This is a genomic window from Enterobacter cloacae complex sp. IR53030 (assembly GCF_049238365.1).
Classification (GTDB): Bacteria; Pseudomonadota; Gammaproteobacteria; order Enterobacterales; family Enterobacteriaceae; genus Enterobacter; species Enterobacter kobei.
Genome location: NZ_JBMKHA010000016.1, coordinates 86,127 through 109,627 on the forward strand (window position 1 = coordinate 86,127; position 23,501 = coordinate 109,627).

The window sequence follows — 23,501 nt, forward strand, 5'->3', positions numbered from 1 at the left end:
GGTCCGGGCGGCGGGATAATTATTTGGCGGCCGAGGAAGACCCGTCGGCGTGCCACTTAAAGACACCAAACTCAAATCCCTTCAGATCGCCTTTCTCATCCCAGTTCAGCGGCCCAATCACGGTGTTCGCCCCGTGTGCTTTTAAATCTTTCACCAGATCCAACGGCTCTTTGCTGCCGGTACGCTCCAGAGCCGTCGCCAGAGACTGTACGGCCGCGTAGGTGATCCAGACATACGGACCACTCGGGTCCTTTTTCTGCGCCTTAAGCGCATCAACGATAGCCTTGTTCGCAGGATCCTGGTCATATCGTTTTGGCATCGTAACCAGCATGCCTTCGGCAGAATCGCCCGCGATGTTCGACAGGGAGGCATTACCCACGCCCTCTGGTCCCATAAACTGGGTTTTCAGACCGGTGGCGCGTGCCTGACGCAGCATCTGCCCCATTTCAGGGTAGTAGCCGCCGTAGTAAACGAAGTCGATGTTCTCTTTTTGCAGACGAGCAATCAGCGCGGAGAAGTCTTTCTCACCGGCAGTGATGCCGTCGAAGAAGACGATGTTCGCGCCACCTTTTTTCAGGCCGTCCTGAACGGAACGCGCCAGGCCTTCGCCGTACTGCTGCTTGTCATGAATGATGGCAATGCGCTTTGGCTTTACGGTTTCGAGGATAAATTTGGCGGCGGTGGGCCCCTGGGAAGAATCGAGACCGGCGGTACGCATAATGTGCTGATAGCCGCGCTGGGTCAGTTCTGGGTTAGTGGCGCCGGGGGTGATCATCAGAATTCCTTCGTCTTCGTAGATATCAGACGCAGGCTGGGTGGACGATGAGCACAGGTGGCCAATCACATACTGGATGCCATCGTTGACGATTTTGTTGGCGACCGCGACGGCCTGTTTCGGATCGCAGGCGTCGTCATATTCCACGCCCACCAGCTTGTCGCCTTTGATGCCGCCTTTGGCGTTGATGTCTTTGATGGCCTGGCGCGCGCCGTTGAACTCCATATCACCCCACTGGGCAACAGGGCCGGACATTGCGCCCACGACCGCAACTTTGATCTCTTCCGCCATGGCTGCATGCGAGATCGCCAGTGCAACCATTCCCGCGATAAATGTTTTCGCGTTCCTTTTCATCTCAGAATCCCCATTCGTGATGTCGTGTTTATATTTTGTTTTATTATGGTTAAAAAGCATTCTGTACTTTTAATGCACAACGCTATTTTTACCAGTGCCTTTAATGGTTTAGCGCAGTTTTTTGCCAAAAACCAGACTAAAATCTCTATTTTTCAGGCGATTAAGCAAAGATAATATTCTGAAATCATGCAGAGATAAACAAATAAAAGTGCAGTTTGCAGCATAAAATAACGGTACAAAGCGCCGAATAAATCACTACCATTCAGGTTAAAATTCTGCTTATTTTTCGATCCATGTGTTTTCAAACTGCCCAGCACGTTACCAAAAAACTAATCACCTGGTTAATGAGAATAAAAAGAGGAAGCCGCTGAGTGAATAAATTGAGTACACTGCCCCTACTCAATTTGATTTGGACATGTAGCTAATGAAACTGACTATCGTGCGTCTGGTGACCTTTAGCGACCAGGATCATATCGACCTGGGCAAGATCTGGCCGGAATATTCCCCTTCGTCGCTACGCGTCGACGAGACTCACCGCATTTATGCCGCGCGTTTCAACGAACGCCTGCTGGCTGCGGTTCGCGTGACCCTGAGCGGTACAGAAGGGGCGCTGGACTCACTGCGTGTACGTGACGTCACCCGTCGTCGCGGCGTGGGGCAGTATTTAATTGAAGAAGTGATCCGCGAAAACCCGAACGTGACCTCATGGTGGATGGCTGACGTAGGCGTAGAAGACCGCGGCGTGATGGCGGCGTTTATGCAGGCGTTAGGGTTTACGGCGCAGGAGAGTGGGTGGGAGAAGCGCTAAAAGAAAGCCGGGTGGCGGCTGCGCCTTACCCGGCCTACATTCTCCACCGTATTTTCCCAAGCATTTCGTGTTGCAGGAAGGCGGCAAGTTATGAAATCCCCGGAAGCTTACATAAGTAAGTGACCGGGGTTGAATAACGCAGCCAACGCACCTGCGGCGCGAAAGGCGACGGGAAAATTATTTGGCGTCTGTCGCCGTACCGTTGGCATGCCAGTCAAACACGCCGAACTCAAAGCCTTTCAGGTCACCCTTCTCATCCCAGGACAGCGGTCCCATCACGGTTTCGACGGTGTTCGCTTTCAGCCAGGTCGCAATCTCAGCCGGATCGGCTGACTGGTTCAGACCCGCCTGCAGAGACTGAAGCGCCGCGTAGGTGGTCCAGACGAACGCGCCGCTTGGATCCTGTTTCTTCGCCTTGATGGCATCTACGATAGGTTTGTTCGCAGGGACCTGGTCGTAGTTCTTCGGCTTGGTCACCAGCAGGCCTTCCGCAGATTCACCCGCGATGTTAGACAGGGAAACGTTCGCTACGCCTTCAGGTCCCATAAACTGGGTTTTCAGACCGGCTGCACGCGCCTGGCGCAGGATCTGGCCCATCTCCGGGTGGTAACCGCCGTAGTAAACGAAATCGATATTCTCTTTTTTCAGGCGCGCCACCAGCGTGGAGAAGTCTTTCTCACCGGCAGTGATCCCATCGAAGAAGACCACATTGGCGTTGCCTTTCTTCAGACCATCCTGCACCGCACGCGCCAGACCTTCACCGTACTGCTGTTTGTCATGAACAATCGCGATACGCTTCGGCTTCACTTTATCCAGAATGTATTTCGCCGCCGTTGGACCCTGGTCAGAGTCCAGGCCCGTGGTGCGCAGGGTCAGTTTGTAGCCGCGCGCGGTCAGCTCCGGTGCGGTCGCCGCCGGGGTGATCATCAGAATCCCTTCGTCTTCGTAGATGTCAGACGCAGGCTGAGTTGAGGAAGAGCACAGGTGACCGATAACGTATTTGATCCCGTCGTTCACCACTTTGTTCGCAACCGCTACCGCTTGTTTCGGGTCACAGGCATCATCATATTTTACGATCTGCAGTTTTTCGCCTTTAATACCGCCCTTAGCATTAATGTCTGCAACCGCCTGTTCAGCGCCCGTAAATTCCTGGTCGCCGTACTGTGCTACCGGACCGGACATTGCGCCAACCACAGCCACCTTAATGTCTGCCTGTGCCATGGTGCTGAATGCCAACGCAATACATCCTGCCAGTAACGCTTTACCCTTCATGTTCATCCTGAGATTCCCCATTATTATGGTTATTACGATTGTTGTGATGTTGTTGTGCAGCGCTTTATTTCAGTTATTGGTGTGCTGTTCGCGCTTTTTCAGCATACTCTGCTAAAACATACCCCATTTTTATGATTTTGGAATAGCTAATTTGAAATGAATATATGATAAGCCCGGCAAAGATTTCACCGGGCGCGCGGCTTTAACGTGTCAGCGAGGCGGAGATAATGTCCAGCGCTTGACGGAACTGCACTTCGGGGATTGTCAGCGGATAAAGGAAACGAATAACGTTGCCGTAAACGCCGCAGCTCAGCAGAAGCAGACCTTCCTGCAGCGCGCGTTCCTGTACCTGGCGGGTGAATTCCGGCGAAGGCTGGCCCGTTTGCGGGTCATTAAACTCTACCGCCACCATCGATCCTTGCGCGCGAATGTCGGCGATATACGGACAGTCTTCCTTCGCTTTGTTCAGCACCTCTACCAGGTGATGACCAAGATACGCAGAACGTATACAGAGATCCTCTTCATCAATCACGTCCAGCACCGCATGCGCAGCGGCAATCGCCAGCGGGTTCCCCGCGTAAGTACCGCCCAGCCCGCCCGGCGCAGGTGCGTCCATCACGTCGGCACGGCCCGATACCGCAGAGAGCGGCATCCCACCCGCGAGGCTTTTCGCCATGGTGATCAAATCGGGCTTCACGCAGTGGTGTTCCATCGAGAACAGTTTGCCTGTACGGGCGAAACCACTTTGTACCTCGTCGGCAATCAGCAAAATACCGTGGGTATCACAGAGGGCACGCAGCGCCTGCATAAAATCGGCAGGTGCAATATTGAAACCGCCTTCCCCCTGAACCGGTTCGAGAATAATTGCCGCGACCTGATCCGGTGCGATATCCGCTTTAAAGATGCGCTCCAGGCTTTTTAACGCCTCATTCGTGCTAACGCCGTGCAGATCGTTCGGATACTGCGCGTGATACACCGAGCCAGGGAACGGACCAAAGCCCAGTTTGTACGGCGCAACTTTGCCAGTCAGCGCCATGGTCATAAAAGTACGGCCGTGGAACGCGCCGCCGAAAGTGATGAGGCCAGGACGTCGGGTATAGGCGCGGGCTATTTTAACCGCGTTTTCAACCGCTTCTGCGCCCGTCGAGAAAAAGGCCGTTTTGGCCGGGCCATCAATGGGCACGCGCTGGTTGATACGCTCGGCCAGCGCCACATAGCCTTCATACGGCACAATCTGGTACGCCGTATGGGTAAAGGCGTGGAGTTGTTTTTCAATAGCGGAAATGACTTTGGGATGGCGATGGCCGGTATTCAGCACCGCAATGCCGGCGGCGAAGTCGATATACTCGTTGCCTTCTACGTCCCACACCGTGGCATTTTCGGCTTTATCGGCATAGAAATTACACATGACGCCGATACCGCGCGGCGTCGCCTGCAAACGCCGGTCGTTCAGTTCGTTATTTTTCACCCTGTCCCCCTGAGAAAATCGCCTGCTTAGCGCATCAGTAAGTGTTTGCCAGGGGGGAGGAATTCGCCAGAGCGGGCGCTAAAAAAACAAAACCCCCGGACTCTCATCCAGGGGTTCTCAGTGTACTTCGCAGAAATTACGCTTCGATAGCGGCGCGAAGTTTTTTCATGGCGTTCTTTTCAAGCTGACGCACACGTTCAGCGGAGACGCCGTAGCGGTCGGCCAGTTCCTGCAGCGTGGACTTGTTGTCTTCGTCCAGCCAGCGGGCACGGATAATATCCTGACTACGTTCGTCGAGGCCTTCCATCGCATGGGTGAGCTTATTCGCGGCCTGATCTTCCCAGTTATCCTCTTCAATGCCGTCAGCAAAGTTGGAGGTTTTATCCTGCAGATACAGAACCGGGGCCATTGGCTGGCTGTCAGAGCCGTCGTCGTCGGAGGACATATCAAACGTCATGTCCTGCGCGGCCATACGGGATTCCATCTCACGCACATCTTTGCTGGATACACCCAGCTCGCGCGCCACCATTTCCACTTCATCCTGATTGAACCAGCCCAGACGCTGCTTGGTTTTACGCAGGTTGAAGAACAGTTTACGTTGCGCTTTTGTCGTGGCGACTTTCACGATACGCCAGTTGCGCAGCACGTATTCATGAATTTCTGCTTTGATCCAGTGTACGGCGAAGGAGACCAGTCGCACACCCACTTCCGGGTTAAAGCGACGTACAGCCTTCATCAGACCGATGTTACCTTCCTGAATCAAGTCCGCCTGCGGCAGGCCATAGCCCGCGTAATTACGAGCAATGTGAACAACAAAGCGCAGGTGAGACAGGATCAGCTTTTTCGCTGCTTCCAGATCGCCCTGGTAATGCAGCTTTTCAGCAAGCTCCTTTTCTTCCTCGGCCGTTAACATCGGCCAGGTGTTCGCAGCCCGGATGTAAGATTCCAGGTTACCAACAGGGGCTAAAGCTAAAGTTTGCATTTCTTTGGTCATTCATTCCTCTCAATGTTTCTTCTGGTCCAGGTTGTCCCCGTCAGGCAACAACCATGCCAAAGCGTTTGAGCAACGAGATTAGCATTCACTCTTTTATCAGACAGTGATTTTATCCACAAGTTCCAGGTGCAACAGTGAATAAATTACGCACAAAATGTGACATGGAGATGATAACAGGGGAAGAGACAACAGGGACGCTTTCCCTGCAGAGCGAACATCTCGGTGCAGGGAAAGATTATATCACGCTTTTATTAGTCGGGAGTAAAGTGGCGTAAATGTTGAACGGTCGCCAGCCAGGCTGCCACCCAACCAATCATCGAGCAAACCAGCAGTAATAACAGGCACTCGTCAAAGCCTAAGCCACTGATATCAAACTTAGTTCCGAAAACCTGCGCCACTTCCGTCACGGCCGATGACAAACGCATCACCAAAATTTCTGACAAAATCAGTGAAAGAAATGCGCCAGAAAAACCGAGCAATGCGCCGCCATAGAGGAACGGACGAAGGATGAAGCCATCCGTCGCGCCAATCAGTTTCTGCACGTTAATGGTATCGCGGCGAGCAAAAATGCTCAGGCGCACGCTGTTACCAATGACGAGGAACACCGCGGCCACCATCAGTACGCCGATCATCGCCGACACACGTCCCACCAGCCCGGTCAGCGCGGCAAGACGGGCAAACCAGCTGTCGTCCATGCGCACTTCATCAATTCCGTTAATCCGGGCGATGCGATCGCGTAACGTATTTAGCGAATCGGTCCCCTGGAAATCGAGCTTCGGGATCACCACCGCAACCGCAGGTAACGGGTTCTCTTCGAGCATATCCAGCGCGCCGCCAAAACCGGACCAGTTGCGAAACTCGCCCAGCGCTTCTTCACGGGAAAGATAGTTGACCTTCTCCACGCCCTGCTCGGCCTGGATTTGCCCGACCACCTGCGCCGCCGCGTTATCGTCGAGCGCTTTATCCAGATAAACGGTGATCTGCGGCGACGGATAATACTGGGACGCCGCCTGGTTCACGTTCTTATAAACCATGTAGCAGACGCTTGGCAGCGTCAGGGAGATGGCGATGACCATCACCGTCAGGAACGTTGCCAGCGGTTTGCTTTTCAGATCCTGCAACGCGCCGTGGAAAGCGTAGCGCACCTGCTCGTTAAACACGTTGGTTTTGCGCGAAGCCGGCTTTGGCGCCGCTTTCTGGCGCTTAGGTGCGTTACGATTGCCATCACCGCCACCCTGCGGCTTACGGAAACGGTCAAACCGGTTCCCGAACTGCCGAATCTGGTTCATTGCATCACGCTTGTTCACCATGGCCTCCGTGCAAATGTCCATCGCTCAGAGTCAGCATGCGGTACGAACGACGGGAAATCAGCCCGATATCGTGCGTCGCCATCAATACTGTGACCCCAACGCGGTTGAATTCCTCAAACAGACGCAAAATCCCTTCGGAGAGCGCATCGTCCAGGTTACCTGTGGGTTCATCCGCCAGCAGTACGGCCGGCTTGTTCACCACCGCACGGGCGATGCCCACACGCTGTTGTTCACCGCCGGAGAGCTGGATCGGGAAGTTCTTCGCTTTGTCCAGCAGCCCAACCTTATCCAGCGCCGCAGAGACGCGACGACGGATATCATCATAGCTGGCACCGGCAATAATCAGCGGGATAGCGACGTTATCGAAAACGGTGCGATCCATCAGCAGATGGTGATCCTGGAAAATCATGCCGATCTGACGACGCAGGAACGGCACTTCACGGTTCTTAAGACGGCTAATATCATGGCCGCTGAACCAGATTTTCCCGGCGCTTGGCCGTTCGATCCCACAGATAAGCTTGAGCAGAGTACTTTTCCCCGCGCCGGAATGGCCGGTCAGGAATGCCATCTCGCCTGGCTGCAGGTGGAATGTGACTCCCTGCAGCGCTTGTCTCCCACCGAGATAGGCCTTGCTGACGTGTTCAAAGCGAATCATTGTTAGTCCTCTCGGGCAAATAGTGCCTCAATAAAGTCGTCCGCTTTAAACGGACGCAAATCCTCAATACGCTCGCCCACACCGATGTAGCGGATAGGAATGCCGAACTGGTCGGCTACGGAGAAGATCACCCCGCCTTTCGCGGTGCCGTCCAGCTTGGTCAGCGCGATCCCGGTCAGTCCTACCGCTTCATTGAACAGCTTCGCCTGGCTAACGGCGTTCTGTCCGGTGCTGGCGTCGATAGTCAGCATAATTTCATGCGGTGCATCTTCGTCCAGCTTCTTCATGACGCGGACGATTTTCTTCAACTCTTCCATCAGGTGCGATTTGTTCTGCAAACGCCCTGCGGTGTCAGCAATCAGCACGTCCACGTTACGGGACTTCGCCGCCTGAATGGCATCAAAAATCACGGACGCGGAATCCGCGCCGGTATGCTGGGCAATCACCGGAATGTTGTTCCGCTGGCCCCACACCTGCAGCTGCTCAACCGCCGCCGCACGGAAGGTATCGCCCGCCGCCAGCATCACCGATTTGCCCTGCTGCTCGAACTGACGCGCCAGCTTGCCGATAGTCGTGGTTTTACCCACGCCGTTAACACCCACCATCAGAATAACAAATGGCGTTTTGCCTTCAATATTAAGCGGTTCATCAACTTTTGCGAGAATTTCACCCATCTCGTCTTTCAGCAGGCCGTACAGTGCCTCGGCATCGCGCAGCTGTTTGCGGCTTGCCCCTTCGGTCAGGCTGGCGATGATCTTGCGGGTGGTTTCCACCCCCACGTCAGCGATCAGCAGTTGCTCTTCCAGCTCTTCGAAGAGATCGTCGTCGATCTTCTTGCCGCGGAACAGACTGATAAATCCGGAACCCAGATTTTCTTTGGTTTTTAACAGGCTGCGCTTCAGACGGGCAAAGAAACCTTCTTTGGTCGGTTTTTCCTGCTCCTGAACGATCTCTTCTTCAGCCTGCTCCTGCTCTTCCACCGGCACGACGATAACCGCGTCTTCAGCCGCTTCTGCCGCCAGCGCCTGGGCTTCCAGCTCGTCGTCGGTCAGCTCTGGCTCAAGCGCCGCCTCTTCTTCCACCGCCTCAACAATTTCAACGGTTTCCGCTTCGGCCTGCCACTCTTCTGCAGATACCTCTTCGGCTTTAACCTCTTCCGGCAGCGGCAGCTCTTCATGTTCGATAACGGCCTGCGGTGCGTCGGTAACGGCTTCGGGCACAACCGGTTCTGGCTTCTCGCTCTCCTGAACCTGTTCAGTGACTTCAACCACCTCTTCAGCAAACGATTCAATCTCTTCTTTGCTGTGGACAGGTTCTTCCGCTTCGATAACCGCAGCGGTTTCTACAGGCGTTTCAGGCTGTGACTGCTCTTCTACAACCTGTTGTTCTTCGGTTTTCTGTTCTGCTTCTTGCTCTTTTTCACCGAAACCCAACCAGGAAAAGAAGCCACGTTTTTTTTGTTTTGCCATCTGCGACTACACTCCTCGCGGCGCTATATACAGGGAAGCTAAAAAAATGATGAAATAGTCTAACACTTTACTTAATTGACATCACCGCCCGCAATCGCAGGGCAATGGTTAACAGAGCTTTCCAGAGATGAAGAAACCCACCCGCGCCCCGGCCGGTCAAATTCGAATTATCGGCGGTCAGTGGCGAGGCCGGAAATTACCGGTGCCGGACAGCCCCGGTTTACGCCCGACAACCGACCGCGTTCGCGAGACGCTGTTTAACTGGCTCGCCCCGTCAATGGTAGATGCCCACTGCCTGGACTGCTTCGCCGGCAGCGGTGCATTAGGGCTCGAAGCGTTGTCGCGCTACGCCGCCAGCGCCACGCTGCTGGAGATGGAGCGCGGCGTGGCACAGACGCTGCAGCAAAATCTGGCGACGCTCAAAGCGAGTAACGCCAAAGTCGTAAACACCAATACCCTGAGCTTCCTCGTGCAGAGAGGCACGCCGCATCAGGTGGTGTTTGTCGATCCGCCGTTCCGTAAGGGGCTGCTGGAAGAGACGTTATCCCTGCTGGAACAAAACGGCTGGCTGGCGGATGACGCATTAATTTACGTTGAAAGCGAAGTGGAAAACGGTCTTCCGCCGGTGCCCGCGCACTGGGATCTGCACCGCGAAAAGGTTGCCGGTCAGGTCGCTTATCGTCTTTATCACCGTCAGGTACAAGGAGGCTCTGATGCCGGTACTGATTAACCTGGGACGTTTGCTGATGCTGGGCGTCTGGGCATTTTTGATTTTGAATCTGGTGCACCCGTTCCCGCGCCCGTTGAACATCTTCGTTAACGTGGCGCTGATTTTCACCTCGTTCATGCACGCCCTGCAGATGGTAATGCTGAAAAACGGCCTGCCAAAAGATGGCCCGCCGATGACCGGCTGGCAGCAACTGCGGGTATTTATTTTCGGCGTGTTTGAGTTGCTGGTGTGGATGAAGAAGTTTAAGGCGCAGGTGAAGAAGTAGGGTGCGGCCTGATGCCCTCACCCTAACCCTCTCCCACCGGGAGAGGGGACCGATCGCGCATTATTCCGCCCTAAAACCTTCAAACCGTGACCCTTTGTAGCTCAGCATTCCTTTCTCACCCACCGTCAACTGGTGGTACTGCTGCGCCTCCAGGCGGAAAGTCATCTCCAGCCCGCCGGTTTCCGGCTTAAAGCTGGCTTCATAGCGCATCGTCGCGCCTGCAGGCGTAACCTGCTGTTGGCGAGAGCGTCGATCGTTGAGGGCTTTCTCGCGCTTATTGCTCACCACCACCCGCTTTTGCATCAGCGGTGCGGCATCGTTATCCGCCTTTTCCCGGCGCTGCTGCACGAAGCGAAACGAGGCTGCAATGACGATAATCGCTACCACGATAATGAAAAACAGCGGCATCTTGCTCATTGAAACATCCCATCAGATTATGCGGAATTCAGGATACCTCGCCTGCCCCGGCATTGCCAAACGCCCGCCCGCGTCACTACACTGGATCAGAAACTGATTATTCAGCCTTAACAGTTACAGGGAGTTAATATGCTTTGGTCATTTATCGCTGTCTGTTTTTCCGCATGGCTTTATGTTGATGCGTCCTACCGTGGCCCAGCCTGGCAGCGCTGGTTGTTTAAACCCGTCACGCTGTTGCTCCTTCTGCTGCTTGCCTGGCAAGCGCCGATGTTTAACGCCATCAGCTACCTGGTTCTCGCCGGGCTGTGCGCGTCCCTGATTGGCGATGCCTTAACCCTGCTCCCGCGTCAGCGTCTGCTGTATGCTGTTGGGGCGTTTTTCCTGTCGCATCTGCTGTATACCATCTACTTCGCCAGCCAGATGACGCTCTCCTTCTTCTGGCCGCTGCCGCTGGTGCTGCTGGTGATTGGCGCACTGCTGATAGCGGTGATCTGGTCGCGTCTGGAAGAGATGCGTTTGCCAGTCTGTACATTTATCGCCATGACGCTGGTGATGGTGTGGCTCGCTGGCGAGCTCTGGTTCTTCCGCCCGACGTCTCAGGCGATGTCTGCGTTCTTCGGCGCAGCACTGCTCTTACTCGGTAATATCGTCTGGCTGGGCAGCCACTATCGCCGTCGCTTCCGCGCCGACAACGCGATTGCTTCCGCCTGCTACTTTGCCGGGCACTTCCTGATCGTGCGTTCGCTGTATATCTAAATAACGCTTGACTCTGGAGTCGACTCCAGAGTGTATGCTGCGGTTAATGAGAAAATTATCATTACCGGAGACTGCCATGTCGACTCCAGAAACACCTAAAAAAATCCCACAATTTTCGGCACTTAAGCTCAGCCCGGTTCCGCCAAAAGAGGACTGCTGCTGCGAGGGGAGCTGCGAAACGCAAGCCGACGCGCTGCCCGAAAGCGGTAATCGCTACAGCTGGGCCGTCAACGGTATGGACTGCGCAGCCTGCGCACGTAAAGTGGAAAATGCGGTCAAACAGGTGCCGGGCGTCAGCCACGTTCAGGTGCTTTTTGCGACCGAAAAGCTGTTAGTCAGCGCCGACAAGGATGTCAGTAAGCAGGTTGAAGCCGCCGTCAGCAAGGCGGGATACACCCTGCGCAGCGAAACAGCCCCTGTCGAAAAGACCGCCTCCCTGAAGGAAAATCTGCCGCTCATTACCCTCATCATCATGATGGCCCTGAGCTGGGGTCTGGAACAGATTAACCATCCGTTTGGCAACCTGGCGTTTATCGCCACCACGCTGGTCGGACTGTTTCCGATTGCCCGCCAGGCATTACGTCTGATGAGAAGCGGCAGCTGGTTCGCCATCGAAACGCTGATGAGCGTGGCGGCGATCGGCGCGCTGTTTATCGGCGCGACGGCGGAAGCGGCGATGGTTCTGCTGCTGTTCCTGATCGGCGAACGACTTGAGGGCTGGGCCGCCAGCCGCGCGCGTAAAGGGGTGAGCGCGTTGATGGCACTGAAGCCGGAAACCGCGACGCGGGTTAACGAAGGCAAACGTGAAACCGTCGCCATCAGCACGCTGAGCCCGGGCGACGTCATTGAAGTCGCCGCAGGGGGGCGCTTGCCTGCCGATGGCGCACTGCTTAGCGCCACCGCAAGCTTTGATGAAAGCGCCCTGACAGGGGAATCCATTCCGGTTGAGCGTACCGCGGGAGAAAAAGTGCCTGCAGGCGCCACCAGCGTTGACCGCCTGGTGCAGCTTGAGGTGCTTTCCGGGCCCGGCGACAGCGCCATCGACCGTATCCTGAAGCTGATTGAAGAAGCTGAAGAGCGTCGTGCCCCCGTCGAGCGTTTTATCGATCGCTTTAGCCGGATTTACACGCCCGCCATTATGCTGATTGCTCTGCTGGTTACGCTCGTTCCACCGCTGTTCTTTGGCGCGCCCTGGGAGGGCTGGATTTATAAAGGTCTGACCCTGCTGCTGATTGGCTGCCCGTGCGCGCTGGTGATCTCCACGCCAGCGGCGATCACCTCCGGTCTGGCGGCAGCGGCACGTCGCGGGGCGCTGATTAAAGGCGGCGCGGCGCTGGAGCAGCTGAGCCAGGTTCAGCATATCGCCTTCGACAAAACCGGCACGTTAACCGTCGGCAAACCCCAGGTGACCGGCATTTATCCGCAGGATATCGCTGAAGATGAACTGCTTACCTTAGCCGCCGCCGTCGAACAGGGTTCCACCCACCCGCTGGCGCAAGCCATTGTGCGGGAAGCGCAGGCTCGCGGATTACCGATTCCGGCGGCCACCGCCCAGCGCGCGCTGGTCGGGTCTGGGATTGAGGCCAACGTCGACGGTAAAAAGGTCCTGATTGTCGCGGCGGGTCACTCCCCTTCCGCACAGGTTCAGGCGTTAGAGCAGGCCGGGCAAACTGTCGTGGTTGTTATGCAGGACGGCGTGACGAAAGGGATGCTGGCGCTGCGCGATACCCTGCGTGATGACGCGAAGGAAGCCGTAGCGGCGCTGCATCAGCTGGGCGTGCAGGGCGTGATCCTGACCGGGGATAACCCACGTGCGGCGTCAGCCATTGCGGGTGAACTGGGACTGGAATTTAAAGCTGGATTGCTGCCCGCCGATAAGGTCAGTGCGGTAACCGAACTGAACAGCCACGCCCCGCTCGCGATGGTCGGAGACGGCATTAACGATGCACCAGCGATGAAAGCATCCACCATAGGCATTGCGATGGGAAGCGGCACCGACGTGGCGCTGGAGACGGCAGACGCGGCGCTGACGCATAACCGTCTGACCGGGCTGGCAGAGATGATCGGCCTGGCGCGGGCGACGCGAGCCAATATCCGCCAGAACATCGGGATTGCGCTCGGACTGAAGGGGATTTTCCTGGTGACGACGCTGCTCGGCATGACCGGGCTGTGGCTGGCAGTGCTGGCGGATACGGGGGCAACGGTGCTGGTGACGGCGAACGCCCTCAGGCTGTTGCGTCGTCGATAAAAAAACGCCCGGTGGCGCTAACGCTTACCGGGCCTACATGTTCTTCCAGATCGTAGGTCGGGTAAGGCGAAGCCGCCACCCGACTTTTTTATAAGAAATAGCTCATCGCCAGGCCTAAAAACAGCACCAGCCCGACATAGTTATTATTCAAAAACGCTTTAAAGCAGGCTTCACGTTCGCGTTTGGCAATCAGCTTTTGCTGGTAAGCAAACAGCAATCCCGCCACCAGCACCGACCAGTAAAACTCCCAGTTCAGCCCGTTCAGACGGCCAATCGCGACCATCAGTGCCAGTACCGCGACCTGTAAAATGCCGATGATCAGTTTGTCCTGACGTCCAAAGAGAATGGCGGTCGATTTAATACCAATTTTCAGGTCATCGTCGCGGTCTACCATCGCGTATTGCGTGTCATACGCCACGGCCCAGAGAATATTCGCCAGGAACATCAGCCAGCAGCTGAGCGGTAGGGATTCACTCACCGCCGCAAACGCCATCGGAATCGACCAGCCAAATGCCGCGCCCAACACAACCTGAGGCAGATGGGTATAGCGCTTCATGAACGGATAAACCCAGGCCAGCGCGAGCGCAGCGACGGAAAGCAGAATTGTCATGGTGTTCAGCGTTAACACCAGCAGGAATGAGAGCAGCACCAGTACGAGGAACAGCACGCGGGCTTCTTTTCCGGTCACCTGGCCGCTGGGTAACGGACGGTTGGCTGTCCGCTTTACATGGCCGTCGAATTTACGATCGGCATAGTCATTCACCACGCAACCCGCCGCGCGCATCAGCCAGACACCGGCGACAAATACGCCCAGGATCCATAGCGGCGGTACGCCCGGCGTTGCAACCCACAGCGCCCATAAGGTCGGCCACAGCAGCAGTAACGCGCCAATAGGTTTATCAGTACGCATTAAGCGGTGATACGCCAACAGCTTATTCTGCGTCAGGCTCCACTCCATTTTTTCTTCCTCTTAGTACAACGGTGATGCCGGTAAAAAAAGTTCCGTCAGGATTAACGGCTTACCGCTCAGGCGAAGGCGGGAACGGCGTCCCCACAGTTCGGCATCACGCCCAATCTCAATAAAATCCCGGGTCAGCTCAGATGAGGTAAAAAGATAACGTCCCAGCGGGGTTTTCCCCAGCCGCTGCAGCGCCAGCTCAGGCCCGGAAAGGGTGGACTCGGGCACTACCGTCCGTCCGGCAAGCCAGGGCTCACCATCGGCACAGAGCAAAATTTCGCGCAGCCAGTAGCGTTCCTCTTGCGGCAGCAGCGGCAGCTCGCTGGCGATCTCATCGCCGGAGACAAACCCTTCCTGTATCAGGGTCACCGTGACCGTTTTACCTTGCTGTTCAAAACGTTTCGTCATGGAATCTTCCAGCAGCAACCAGTCCAGTTGCTGCGGATCAAGCGCAGGTATTTGGTCGAAATAGCGCAGCGCACGCAGTTGCGTTAGCGCGGGGTGTGACATGCCAGACTCTCCGATACATAACGTAATGGCATTGTATCGCAGAAACACGGATTGAGGGGGGCCAAACGTTATTTAACGATCACGATCGCAACATGGATGCAACAGCCTGGCGGACACGAAAAAAAGTGCGCCCACTCAGGCGCACTAAACTACTGACAAATCAGCACTGTGGGGAAACGGTTACCCCTTGCCTTTTACACTGCTGATAAAGGTGGAACGGGCAGTGGTTGAACCTAAACGTTCGGCTTCATCAAGCAGTTTCAGCGCTTTATCGACATCGCCGCGCTTCACCGCCTGCTTAATGGCGTTGTTGAAGTATTCTTCGGTGTCGTTCAGTACCGGCTCGGCTTTCTTCGCCGGTGCTGGTGCAGCGGCAGTTGCGGCAGGAGCTGCAGGTGCTGCATAGACTGGGGCAGCGGTATTGCCCACGGTTACCGGACCCGGGCCAGACGAACCAAACAGTGGGCCAACCAGTACGCTGGAAGCACTATTGGTGGAGACTTTTAGTTTGACCAGGCCATCGGTGGTATGGCGAGCAAGCGGGTCAGGAATATCCGGAACAGAGTTTCCGGTGCCTTTCGCATAAGCTTTCGCTGGATCAACCAACTTCGTCGTCTGCTGCAGATCTTTTTCCGTTGTGAAGACCAGGACGTAAATTTTCTGCTGGCCAAGAGCTGGCGTCAGGCGCATAACGCCCTGCAGCCGATCAGCACTCATCACGCCCGGTTCCTGGTAGCTAAAATAATCACTCGGGAAGAAGGCTGATGGCGTCATGTTTTGATCGAGAATCAGCACGTTCGGCGCAAATACGCTGGTTTGTTTATTAACTTCGCTGGTCAACGTCAGGGTCAGCTCGCCGATATTAGCGGGTACGCTAAAAGCGGCAACGGGACCGCTGATGCCGGGAACATTCAGGGATTGACCGCCAGCGGAAAGCTGAGTGGTTTGTACTTTCGATTGATCGACCGGTGTCCACACCAGTTGCTGAAGCGCCGCCGGCGGAATTGCAGGCGCGGCGCTGGTATTTTGAGGAACAAAATTGACATCTGCAAAGGTGACCGCCGGAACGCAGGCCAGCAGCCCCGCAGAGAGGCACAGCGCGACGAAACTTTTCTTCATTTTCATTGTTATTACCTCTGATAGCGTGAGCACTGCGGTGGCCAGGCAATAGCGCGCAGCACCCTAAGGATAGAGGGGCTTGCGCCCCTCTTTTTAGGTCATTACGTCAGGTCTAACGAATTACCACCAGATTTCCATCTGGGCACCGAAGGTCCACTCGTCGTCGTCGCCACGGCTGAAGGTTTTCGCAGAAGTGTCACTGTAAGCCACACCAGAGGTGTAACCCGTATCGCTGTTGTTTGCGTAACCCCATTTCTCATCCCACTTCGCGTATGTTGCGAAGACACGGATAGCCGGACGGGACCAGATGCTGTCGCCAGCCTGCCATTGCTGTGCCAGGGTGATTTTGTACTGACTGTTTTTCTCGTCAGTTTTCTGAGATTTGACGTTGTCGTAGCCCACTTCCAGCAGGGTGCTCATGATTGGCGTCCATTTGAACATCGGACGAACACCCACAGTCCACCACTCGGTACCGTTGTTGTTGTCACGATCGATGTTCTGGTACATACCGACGTACATCAGGTCCCAACGGTCTGCCAGGGTAATTGCACCGTGGTCCAGCACACGCCACATGGAGCCGTCGTTATCAACGCTGCCGCCCTGTGGAATCCCTTTGCCGTTGGAGGTCATGGAGTCCGTACCATACTGCAGTACGAACTTGTTGAAACCTTTCAACATGCTCTGGGTGTGCTCAGCAGTGAACAGCCAGCCATCTTTAGAAGCGCCAGGCTGCAGGTAGTAGTCGTCAGGAATGTTGGTGTGACCGTAGTCGACACCTAACTCCAGGGTGCCGCCCGGGTTGGTTTCCAGACCCGCTAAACGAACATCGAAGACATCGTTTGGTACAACGTTGTCGTAAATACGATCGCCGTTCGCATAACGATCGGCGAAGGTTGCAGAACCGCCTGATTCAGAAGAACGGGTTGCTGCCAGAGACAGTTTACCGAAGCCCAGATCGATGTTTTCGATACCTGCACCAGGACCCGAAATATCCCAGTAGTAGAAGTCGATCATGTGGACGTCATGACGCTGATAGAAACGCTTACCGGCCCAGATAGTAGAACCTGGCAGCCATTCAATCAGGTTTTTACCCTGCACGTTTGCTTCACGGAAGGCCGGGCTGGTGGATTCCCAGTCATTCTGCTGAGAAACGGAATACGCAACGTTAGTGTCGAAGTAGAAGCTCTTATCGCCCTCTTTCCACACTTCCTGGCCCAGTTTCAGCTCGGCATAGGTTTCACATTCGTTACCAAGACGGTATTTACTTTGTGCACCGGTTGCCTGGAAACATTGTTGTTCACCGCCACTCCCGGTCCAGCCGATGCCGGAACGAGCATAACCTTTAAAGTCCACAGCACCCGCCTGGGCAGACAGGATGCCTGCCGCAACGGCGATTGCCAGAGGGACTTGTTTGCGCAGAGTAATCATCATTCTATCTCCTGAGATCATTGCTTTTCTTTGAACACTTCACCTGTCGGTTTCGTGTCTTCTTTTGGGATTGCTTAAACGCCTGGCTCTTTATGCAACCGACGACATGCAGTGCCATCCTCACGGAACAGATGGCAACGCTCTGGCGGCAAGCCGATAGCGAATGTGGCACCCTCTTCTACCAACACCACGTCATTCTGGCGGTAAACCAGGTTCTGACGGATGGCGGGGATCTGGATATGAATCTGTGTTTCGTGACCAAGCTGTTCAACGACCTGAACATCACCTTCCAGGGTCACATCGGCGATGTGACTCGGCAGGAGATGCTCAGGGCGGATACCGAGGGACATGTTTGCCCCGACCTGTACGTTGGCGCTGTCCACCGGTAGCCAGACTTGCTGGCGGTTTGGTAGCTCCACCTGTACCTGTTCAATGGCCGTTGCAGTCACTTTAACGGGCAGGAAGTTCATCTTTGGCGAGCCAATAAAGCCTGCAACAAAGCGGTCTGCCGGGTAGTGATAGAGCTCCAGCGGTTTGCCCACCTGCGCCACGCGACCGGCATCCAGCACCACGATTTTGTCGGCCAGCGTCATCGCTTCGACCTGATCGTGGGTGACGTAAATCATCGTGCGGCCAAGACGTTTGTGCAGACGGGAGATTTCGATACGCATCTGAACGCGCAGGGCGGCATCCAGGTTAGAAAGGGGTTCGTCGAGCAGGAACACGCGCGGTTCGGCCACCAGCGTACGGCCAATCGCCACACGCTGACGCTGACCGCCGGAAAGCGCTTTCGGTTTACGCTCCAGCAGGTGCGCCAGCTGTAATACTTCCGCCACCTGGGTGACGCGCTGGTTAATCACGTCTTTCTTCGCGCCGGCCAGCTTCAGGCCAAAGGACATGTTCTCGGCAACGGAAAGATGGGGATAAAGTGCATAAGACTGGAACACCATACCGACGCCACGTTCGGCAGGCGGGATGTCGTTCATTCGGGTATCACCGATCAGCAGGTCGCCGCTGGTGATGGTTTCAAGACCGGCAATCATACGCAGCAGAGTAGATTTACCACAGCCTGATGGGCCGACAAACACCACAAACTCACCTTCAGTGATGTCCAGATTGATGTCTTTTGACACCACTACGTCGCCCCAGGCTTTCGTTACATTACGCAGCTGTACGCTCGCCATGCCCTTCTCCCTTCGTTACAACCTGTCACCGACAGAAACATTCAACATAAGTTCACTATGGGGTATCTATAACTTTCACGAATCCTCCACCCCCCGGCTTTTTTATGGGGGAGGAGGCGGGAGGATGAGAGAGCAGGCTCTGCGACCGCAGCCGGGGGGCTGAGGCGAAATTCGTGAAGCCGCCTGCAAAATTCGGTGGGTTTTTATGTGCGCCAGCACTCATAACTTAAATTTATGCAACGGAGATCACACAAACAGGGGGTGGGGCGTAGGGGTTGGGAGGATGGAAAGAGGATGTCAAATAAGGAGACTGATTCACGTTGAACCACTGAAGTCATACTACGAGACATCACCAAAAGGATGGCAGATATGAATATCAAGACTGGCGCACGCGTTTTCGCATTGTCCGCCCTTGCAGCAATGATGGTTTCCGCACCGGCGCTCGCCAAAATTGAAGAAGGCAAGCTGGTTATCTGGATTAACGGCGACAAAGGCTATAACGGCCTGGCCGAAGTGGGCAAAAAATTCGAGAAAGACACCGGTATCAAAGTTACCGTAGAACATCCGGACAAACTGGAAGAGAAATTCCCGCAGGTTGCAGCAACCGGCGACGGCCCGGACATCATCTTCTGGGCGCATGACCGTTTCGGCGGCTACGCGCAGTCTGGCCTGCTGGCTGAAGTCACCCCAGACAAAGCGTTCCAGGACAAACTCTTCCCGTTCACCTGGGATGCCGTTCGCTACAACGGCAAGCTGATCGCTTACCCTATCGCAGTTGAAGCCCTATCTCTGATTTACAACAAAGACCTGGTACCAAACCCACCGAAAACCTGGGAAGAGATCCCGAAACTGGATAAAGAGCTGAAGGCGAAAGGTAAATCCGCTCTGATGTTCAACCTGCAAGAGCCGTACTTCACCTGGCCGCTGATTGCTGCCGACGGCGGTTACGCGTTCAAGTTTGAAAACGGCAAATATGACGTGAAAGACGTGGGCGTGGATAACGCAGGCGCGAAAAAAGGCCTGACCTTCCTGGTTGACCTGATCAAGAACAAACACATGAACGCGGATACCGATTACTCCATCGCGGAAGCGGCGTTCAACAAAGGCGAAACCGCGATGACCATCAACGGTCCGTGGGCCTGGACCAACATCGATAAGAGCAAAATCAACTACGGCGTAACGCTGCTGCCAACCTTCAACGGCAAGCCGTCTAAACCGTTCGTTGGCGTGCTGAGTGCGGGTATCAACGCCGCCAGCCCGAACAAAGAGCTGGCGAAAGAGTTCCTGGAAAACTACCTGCTGACCGATCAGGGTCTGGATGAAGTGAACAAGGATAAACCGCTGGGCGCCGTGGCGCTGAAATCCTTCCAGGATCAGCTGGCGAAAGATCCACGCATCGCGGCCACTATGGATAACGCCCAGAAAGGCGAAATCATGCCGAACATCCCACAGATGGCAGCGTTCTGGTACGCCACCCGTACTGCAGTCATCAACGCAGCAAGCGGTCGTCAGACTGTTGATGCCGCGCTGAAGGATGCGCAGGGTCGTATTACTAAGTAAGCAGAAAAACGGCGGGTGGCGCGTGCGCTTACCCGCCCTACGACTACGGCACGATCCGTAGGTCAGGTAAGCGCCGCGCCACCTGACGAAAAGTTTCCACCGTTGTAGAGGAAGAACCCCATGGATGTCATTAAAAAGAAGCACTGGTGGCAAAGCGACGCGCTGAAATGGTCAGTGATAGGTCTGCTGTGTCTGCTGGTGGGTTACCTTGTTGTTTTAATGTACGTACAAGGGGAATATCTCTTTGCCATCATGACGCTGATCTTAAGCTCTGCTGGCCTGTATATTTTCGCCAACCGTAAAGCCTATGCCTGGCGCTATGTTTACCCTGGCGTGGCCGGGATGGGGCTGTTTGTCCTGTTCCCACTGATCTGTACCATCGCCATTGCATTCACCAACTACAGCAGCACCAACCAGCTTGCGCAGGAACGCGCCCAACAGGTGCTTCTGGACCGTTCCTATCAGGCGGGAAAAACCTTTAATTTCGGCCTGTATCCTGCGGGTGACGAATGGAAGTTAGCGCTCACTGATGGTGAGAGCGGCAAAAACTATATTTCCGACGCGTTTAAATTTGGCGGCGAGCAGAAGCTGACCTTAAAAGAGGCTGCGGCCCTGCCGGAAGGTGAACGTGCTAACCTGCGGATCATTACCCAGAACCGCCAGGCGTTGACCCAGCTCACCGCCGTGCTGCCAGATGAAAGCAAAGTGACCATGAGCTCGCTGCGCCAGTTCTCCGGCACTCAGCCGCTCTATACCCTGGCAAAAGACGGCACGCTGACTAACAATCAGAGCGGCGTGAAGTATCGCCCGAACAACGACATTGGTTTCTATCAGTCCATTACTGCCGACGGCAAATGGGGTGATGACAAACTCAGCCCGGGTTATACCGTTACCATCGGCTGGGATAACTTTACCCGCGTGTTCACCGACGAAGGCATCCAGAAACCTTTCTTCGCCATCTTCGTCTGGACGGTGATTTTCTCGGTGCTCACCGTGATCCTGACCGTGGCCGTGGGCATGGTGCTGGCCTGTCTCGTGCAGTGGGAATCCCTGAAAGGCAAAGCGATTTACCGCGTGCTGCTGATTCTGCCGTATGCCGTGCCGTCGTTTATCTCGATTCTGATTTTCAAAGGGCTGTTTAACCAGAGCTTCGGTGAAATCAACATGATGCTGAGCGCGCTGTTCGGTATCAAACCGGCCTGGTTCAGCGACCCAACCACCGCCCGCTCGATGATTATTATCGTGAACACCTGGCTGGGCTACCCGTACATGATGATCCTGTGCATGGGCCTGCTGAAGGCTATCCCGGACGATCTGTACGAAGCTTCAGCGATGGACGGCGCGGGTCCGTTCCAGAACTTCTTTAAAATTACGCTGCCGCTGCTCATTAAGCCGCTGACCCCGCTGATGATCGCCAGCTTTGCCTTTAACTTTAACAACTTCGTGCTGATTCAGCTGTTGACCAACGGTGGCCCGGACCGTCTCGGCACCACTACGCCGGCAGGCTATACCGACCTGCTTGTGAGCTACACCTACCGTATCGCCTTCGAAGGCGGCGGCGGACAGGACTTCGGTCTGGCAGCAGCCATTGCCACCCTGATCTTCCTGCTGGTTGGTGCCCTGGCGATTGTGAACCTGAAAGCCACACGTATGAAATTTGACTAAGGAGGGCATCGATCATGGCTATGGTACAACCCAAATCTCAGAAATTGCGCCTCCTGGCGACACACTTAGGCCTGCTGATTTTCATCGCGGCAATCATGTTCCCGCTGCTGATGGTTATCGCTATCTCCCTGCGTTCGGGTAACTTCGCGACCGGGAGTCTCATCCCGGACGAAATCTCCTGGGAGCACTGGAAGCTAGCGCTGGGCTTCAGCGTGGAGCATGCGGATGGACGCGTAACTCCTCCGCCGTTCCCGGTGCTGCTGTGGCTGTGGAACTCGGTGAAAGTGGCGACCATTACCGCAATCGGTATTGTCACGCTCTCCACCACCTGTGCTTACGCCTTCGCCCGTATGCGTTTCCCGGGCAAAGCGACGCTGCTGAAAGGCATGCTCATTTTCCAGATGTTCCCGGCCGTGCTGTCGCTGGTCGCGTTGTATGCCCTGTTTGACCGTCTGGGTCAGTACGTGCCGTTTATCGGCCTGAACACCCACGGCGGCGTGATCTTCGCCTATCTTGGCGGTATCGCCCTGCATGTGTGGACCATCAAAGGGTATTTCGAAACCATCGACGGTTCGCTGGAAGAGGCGGCCGCGCTGGATGGCGCTACTCCGTGGCAGGCCTTCCGTCTGGTGCTGCTGCCGCTGTCGGTACCTATCCTGGCGGTGGTGTTTATCCTGTCGTTTATCGCTGCGATCACCGAAGTACCGGTCGCCTCTCTGTTACTGCGCGACGTGAACAGTTACACCCTGGCCGTGGGTATGCAGCAATACCTCAACCCGCAAAACTACCTGTGGGGCGACTTTGCTGCGGCGGCTGTACTCTCTGCCATCCCGATTACCGTGGTGTTCCTACTGGCCCAGCGCTGGCTGGTTAACGGCCTGACGGCGGGCGGTGTGAAAGGTTAAGTTTCATTTGTTATGCCACTGCAACCCTCAACTTTAGACGTATTGTATTGACCCAACTTGTGACTGTTGTTAGGCGCTCTTCGGAGCGCCATTTTTTTATTCCCGTTTCAGCCGCTTCGAGTTACACAGCCAGAGGGTGATCACCAGCAGCAGGATCGCCGCCGAGTAGATCAGCACGTCGAGGGGGGATTTATGATCGACGATGATCAGCCGCACAATCGCGGTGATCCCAATGTAAACAAAATAGCGCAGCGGGAAGTGAAAGCCCGACTGAAAGTACTTCACAATCAGGGCAATAAACTCGAAGTAGAGAAAGTAGACCACCAGGCCTTCCACCAGCGCATATTTGCTGGTTTGTTCAGGGGCGAACAGCACATCCGCCAGATGCACCGTCTCTTTGCCAAGGAAGACGACCAGAATCAGACCAAGGCTTAGCAGACCGAGATTTAGCACGGTCTGGAGGATCGTTGAGATAAACTCAACGCGCGGGCGAGTCAGGGATGTCATACAGCACCTCATTCTCCAGGGCGAGGTTCCTGTATAACGCAAAAATGTGACGGGGATCTATATTTTTTGTTTATGTTTTGTCCGCATTAGCATTCTTGCCGGTCGGCACTGCGTTTGCCCGGCCTACAAAAACACTCTTGTAGG

At 55.3% G+C, this 23,501-nt stretch carries 22 protein-coding genes; 8 read left to right on the forward strand and 14 right to left on the reverse strand.

Annotation, left to right across the window (positions count from 1 at the left end):
- Positions 1–19: 19 nt before the first annotated feature.
- On the reverse strand, positions 20–1,129 hold the full coding sequence (gene livK / locus ACOTXR_RS16650) for a high-affinity branched-chain amino acid ABC transporter substrate-binding protein LivK (protein ID WP_014882120.1): 1,110 nt from the start codon (positions 1,127–1,129) through the stop codon (positions 20–22).
- Between the two features lie 424 nt (positions 1,130–1,553).
- Here livK and panM point away from each other — a divergent pair, with 424 nt between their 5' ends.
- Positions 1,554–1,937, forward strand: coding sequence for an aspartate 1-decarboxylase autocleavage activator PanM (gene panM / locus ACOTXR_RS16655; RefSeq protein ID WP_014882118.1), 384 nt, complete (start codon positions 1,554–1,556; stop codon positions 1,935–1,937).
- 177 nt (positions 1,938–2,114) lie between these two features.
- Here the strand turns inward: panM and livJ are convergent, their stop codons facing one another.
- From livJ to ftsY, 6 genes are all read right to left on the reverse strand, one after another.
- The gene (gene livJ, locus ACOTXR_RS16660) at positions 2,115–3,215 is read right to left on the reverse strand and encodes a branched chain amino acid ABC transporter substrate-binding protein LivJ (RefSeq protein WP_014882117.1); all 1,101 of its coding nucleotides are present in this window, start codon (positions 3,213–3,215) and stop codon (positions 2,115–2,117) included.
- Between the two features lie 196 nt (positions 3,216–3,411).
- Positions 3,412–4,677 (reverse strand): 4-aminobutyrate--2-oxoglutarate transaminase, encoded by a 1,266-nt coding sequence (locus ACOTXR_RS16665; protein ID WP_058690156.1) that lies wholly within the window; start codon positions 4,675–4,677, stop codon positions 3,412–3,414.
- Between the two features lie 136 nt (positions 4,678–4,813).
- The gene (gene rpoH / locus ACOTXR_RS16670) at positions 4,814–5,671 is read right to left on the reverse strand and encodes an RNA polymerase sigma factor RpoH (RefSeq protein ID WP_014882115.1); all 858 of its coding nucleotides are present in this window, start codon (positions 5,669–5,671) and stop codon (positions 4,814–4,816) included.
- 251 nt (positions 5,672–5,922) lie between these two features.
- Complete coding sequence (ftsX, locus tag ACOTXR_RS16675; RefSeq protein WP_058690165.1) at positions 5,923–6,978, reverse strand: permease-like cell division protein FtsX; 1,056 nt, start codon at positions 6,976–6,978, stop codon at positions 5,923–5,925.
- A complete protein-coding gene (ftsE, locus tag ACOTXR_RS16680) occupies positions 6,965–7,636 on the reverse strand; it encodes a cell division ATP-binding protein FtsE (protein WP_014882113.1) in 672 nt (223 codons plus the stop codon). The genes ftsX and ftsE overlap by 14 nt, the downstream gene beginning before the upstream one ends.
- Before the next feature lie 2 nt (positions 7,637–7,638).
- Positions 7,639–9,105, reverse strand: a complete 1,467-nt coding sequence (ftsY, locus tag ACOTXR_RS16685) for a signal recognition particle-docking protein FtsY (protein WP_222834743.1) — start codon at positions 9,103–9,105, stop codon at positions 7,639–7,641.
- Between the two features lie 127 nt (positions 9,106–9,232).
- On the opposite strand from ftsY, the gene rsmD reads away from it, so the two are divergent.
- Positions 9,233–9,835, forward strand: coding sequence for a 16S rRNA (guanine(966)-N(2))-methyltransferase (rsmD, locus tag ACOTXR_RS16690; protein ID WP_058690157.1), 603 nt, complete (start codon positions 9,233–9,235; stop codon positions 9,833–9,835).
- Entirely contained in the window at positions 9,819–10,100 is a 282-nt protein-coding gene (locus ACOTXR_RS16695) for a DUF1145 family protein (protein WP_014882110.1), read from the forward strand. The genes rsmD and ACOTXR_RS16695 overlap by 17 nt, the downstream gene beginning before the upstream one ends.
- A 60-nt stretch (positions 10,101–10,160) precedes the next feature.
- Here the strand turns inward: ACOTXR_RS16695 and ACOTXR_RS16700 are convergent, their stop codons facing one another.
- On the reverse strand, positions 10,161–10,517 hold the full coding sequence (locus ACOTXR_RS16700) for a DUF2500 domain-containing protein (protein WP_014882109.1): 357 nt from the start codon (positions 10,515–10,517) through the stop codon (positions 10,161–10,163).
- 129 nt (positions 10,518–10,646) lie between these two features.
- On the opposite strand from ACOTXR_RS16700, the gene ACOTXR_RS16705 reads away from it, so the two are divergent.
- Both ACOTXR_RS16705 and zntA read left to right on the forward strand, forming a co-directional pair.
- Entirely contained in the window at positions 10,647–11,273 is a 627-nt protein-coding gene (locus ACOTXR_RS16705) for a lysoplasmalogenase (RefSeq protein ID WP_014882108.1), read from the forward strand.
- Positions 11,274–11,349: 76 nt separating this feature from the next.
- A complete protein-coding gene (gene zntA / locus ACOTXR_RS16710; RefSeq protein ID WP_058690158.1) occupies positions 11,350–13,521 on the forward strand; it encodes a Zn(II)/Cd(II)/Pb(II) translocating P-type ATPase ZntA in 2,172 nt (723 codons plus the stop codon).
- Positions 13,522–13,609: 88 nt separating this feature from the next.
- On the opposite strand, the gene ubiA is transcribed toward zntA, so the two are convergent.
- The 5 genes from ubiA to malK form a co-directional block, all read right to left on the reverse strand.
- On the reverse strand, positions 13,610–14,479 hold the full coding sequence (gene ubiA, locus ACOTXR_RS16715; RefSeq protein ID WP_014882106.1) for a 4-hydroxybenzoate octaprenyltransferase: 870 nt from the start codon (positions 14,477–14,479) through the stop codon (positions 13,610–13,612).
- A 12-nt stretch (positions 14,480–14,491) separates the two neighbouring features.
- Positions 14,492–14,989, reverse strand: a complete 498-nt coding sequence (gene ubiC / locus ACOTXR_RS16720) for a chorismate lyase (protein ID WP_014882105.1) — start codon at positions 14,987–14,989, stop codon at positions 14,492–14,494.
- 180 nt (positions 14,990–15,169) lie between these two features.
- A complete protein-coding gene (malM, locus tag ACOTXR_RS16725) occupies positions 15,170–16,114 on the reverse strand; it encodes a maltose operon protein MalM (RefSeq protein ID WP_014882104.1) in 945 nt (314 codons plus the stop codon).
- A 114-nt stretch (positions 16,115–16,228) separates the two neighbouring features.
- Positions 16,229–17,539 (reverse strand): maltoporin, encoded by a 1,311-nt coding sequence (locus tag ACOTXR_RS16730; protein ID WP_220423230.1) that lies wholly within the window; start codon positions 17,537–17,539, stop codon positions 16,229–16,231.
- Positions 17,540–17,610: 71 nt separating this feature from the next.
- On the reverse strand, positions 17,611–18,720 hold the full coding sequence (gene malK / locus ACOTXR_RS16735; RefSeq protein WP_014882102.1) for a maltose/maltodextrin ABC transporter ATP-binding protein MalK: 1,110 nt from the start codon (positions 18,718–18,720) through the stop codon (positions 17,611–17,613).
- Positions 18,721–19,089: 369 nt separating this feature from the next.
- On the opposite strand from malK, the gene malE reads away from it, so the two are divergent.
- The 3 genes from malE (at position 19,090) to malG (ending at position 22,850) form a co-directional block, all read left to right on the forward strand.
- Positions 19,090–20,280 (forward strand): maltose/maltodextrin ABC transporter substrate-binding protein MalE, encoded by a 1,191-nt coding sequence (gene malE / locus ACOTXR_RS16740; RefSeq protein WP_023331781.1) that lies wholly within the window; start codon positions 19,090–19,092, stop codon positions 20,278–20,280.
- A 120-nt stretch (positions 20,281–20,400) separates the two neighbouring features.
- A complete protein-coding gene (gene malF / locus ACOTXR_RS16745; RefSeq protein WP_047624999.1) occupies positions 20,401–21,945 on the forward strand; it encodes a maltose ABC transporter permease MalF in 1,545 nt (514 codons plus the stop codon).
- A gap of 14 nt (positions 21,946–21,959) precedes the next feature.
- Positions 21,960–22,850 carry a maltose ABC transporter permease MalG gene (malG, locus tag ACOTXR_RS16750; RefSeq protein ID WP_003860332.1) on the forward strand — a complete coding sequence of 297 codons (891 nt, stop codon included), beginning with the start codon at positions 21,960–21,962 and terminating at the stop codon, positions 22,848–22,850.
- A gap of 96 nt (positions 22,851–22,946) precedes the next feature.
- Here malG and psiE read toward each other — a convergent pair whose 3' ends face one another.
- Positions 22,947–23,357, reverse strand: coding sequence for a phosphate-starvation-inducible protein PsiE (psiE, locus tag ACOTXR_RS16755; RefSeq protein WP_000202963.1), 411 nt, complete (start codon positions 23,355–23,357; stop codon positions 22,947–22,949).
- Between the last annotated feature and the right edge of the window lie 144 nt (positions 23,358–23,501).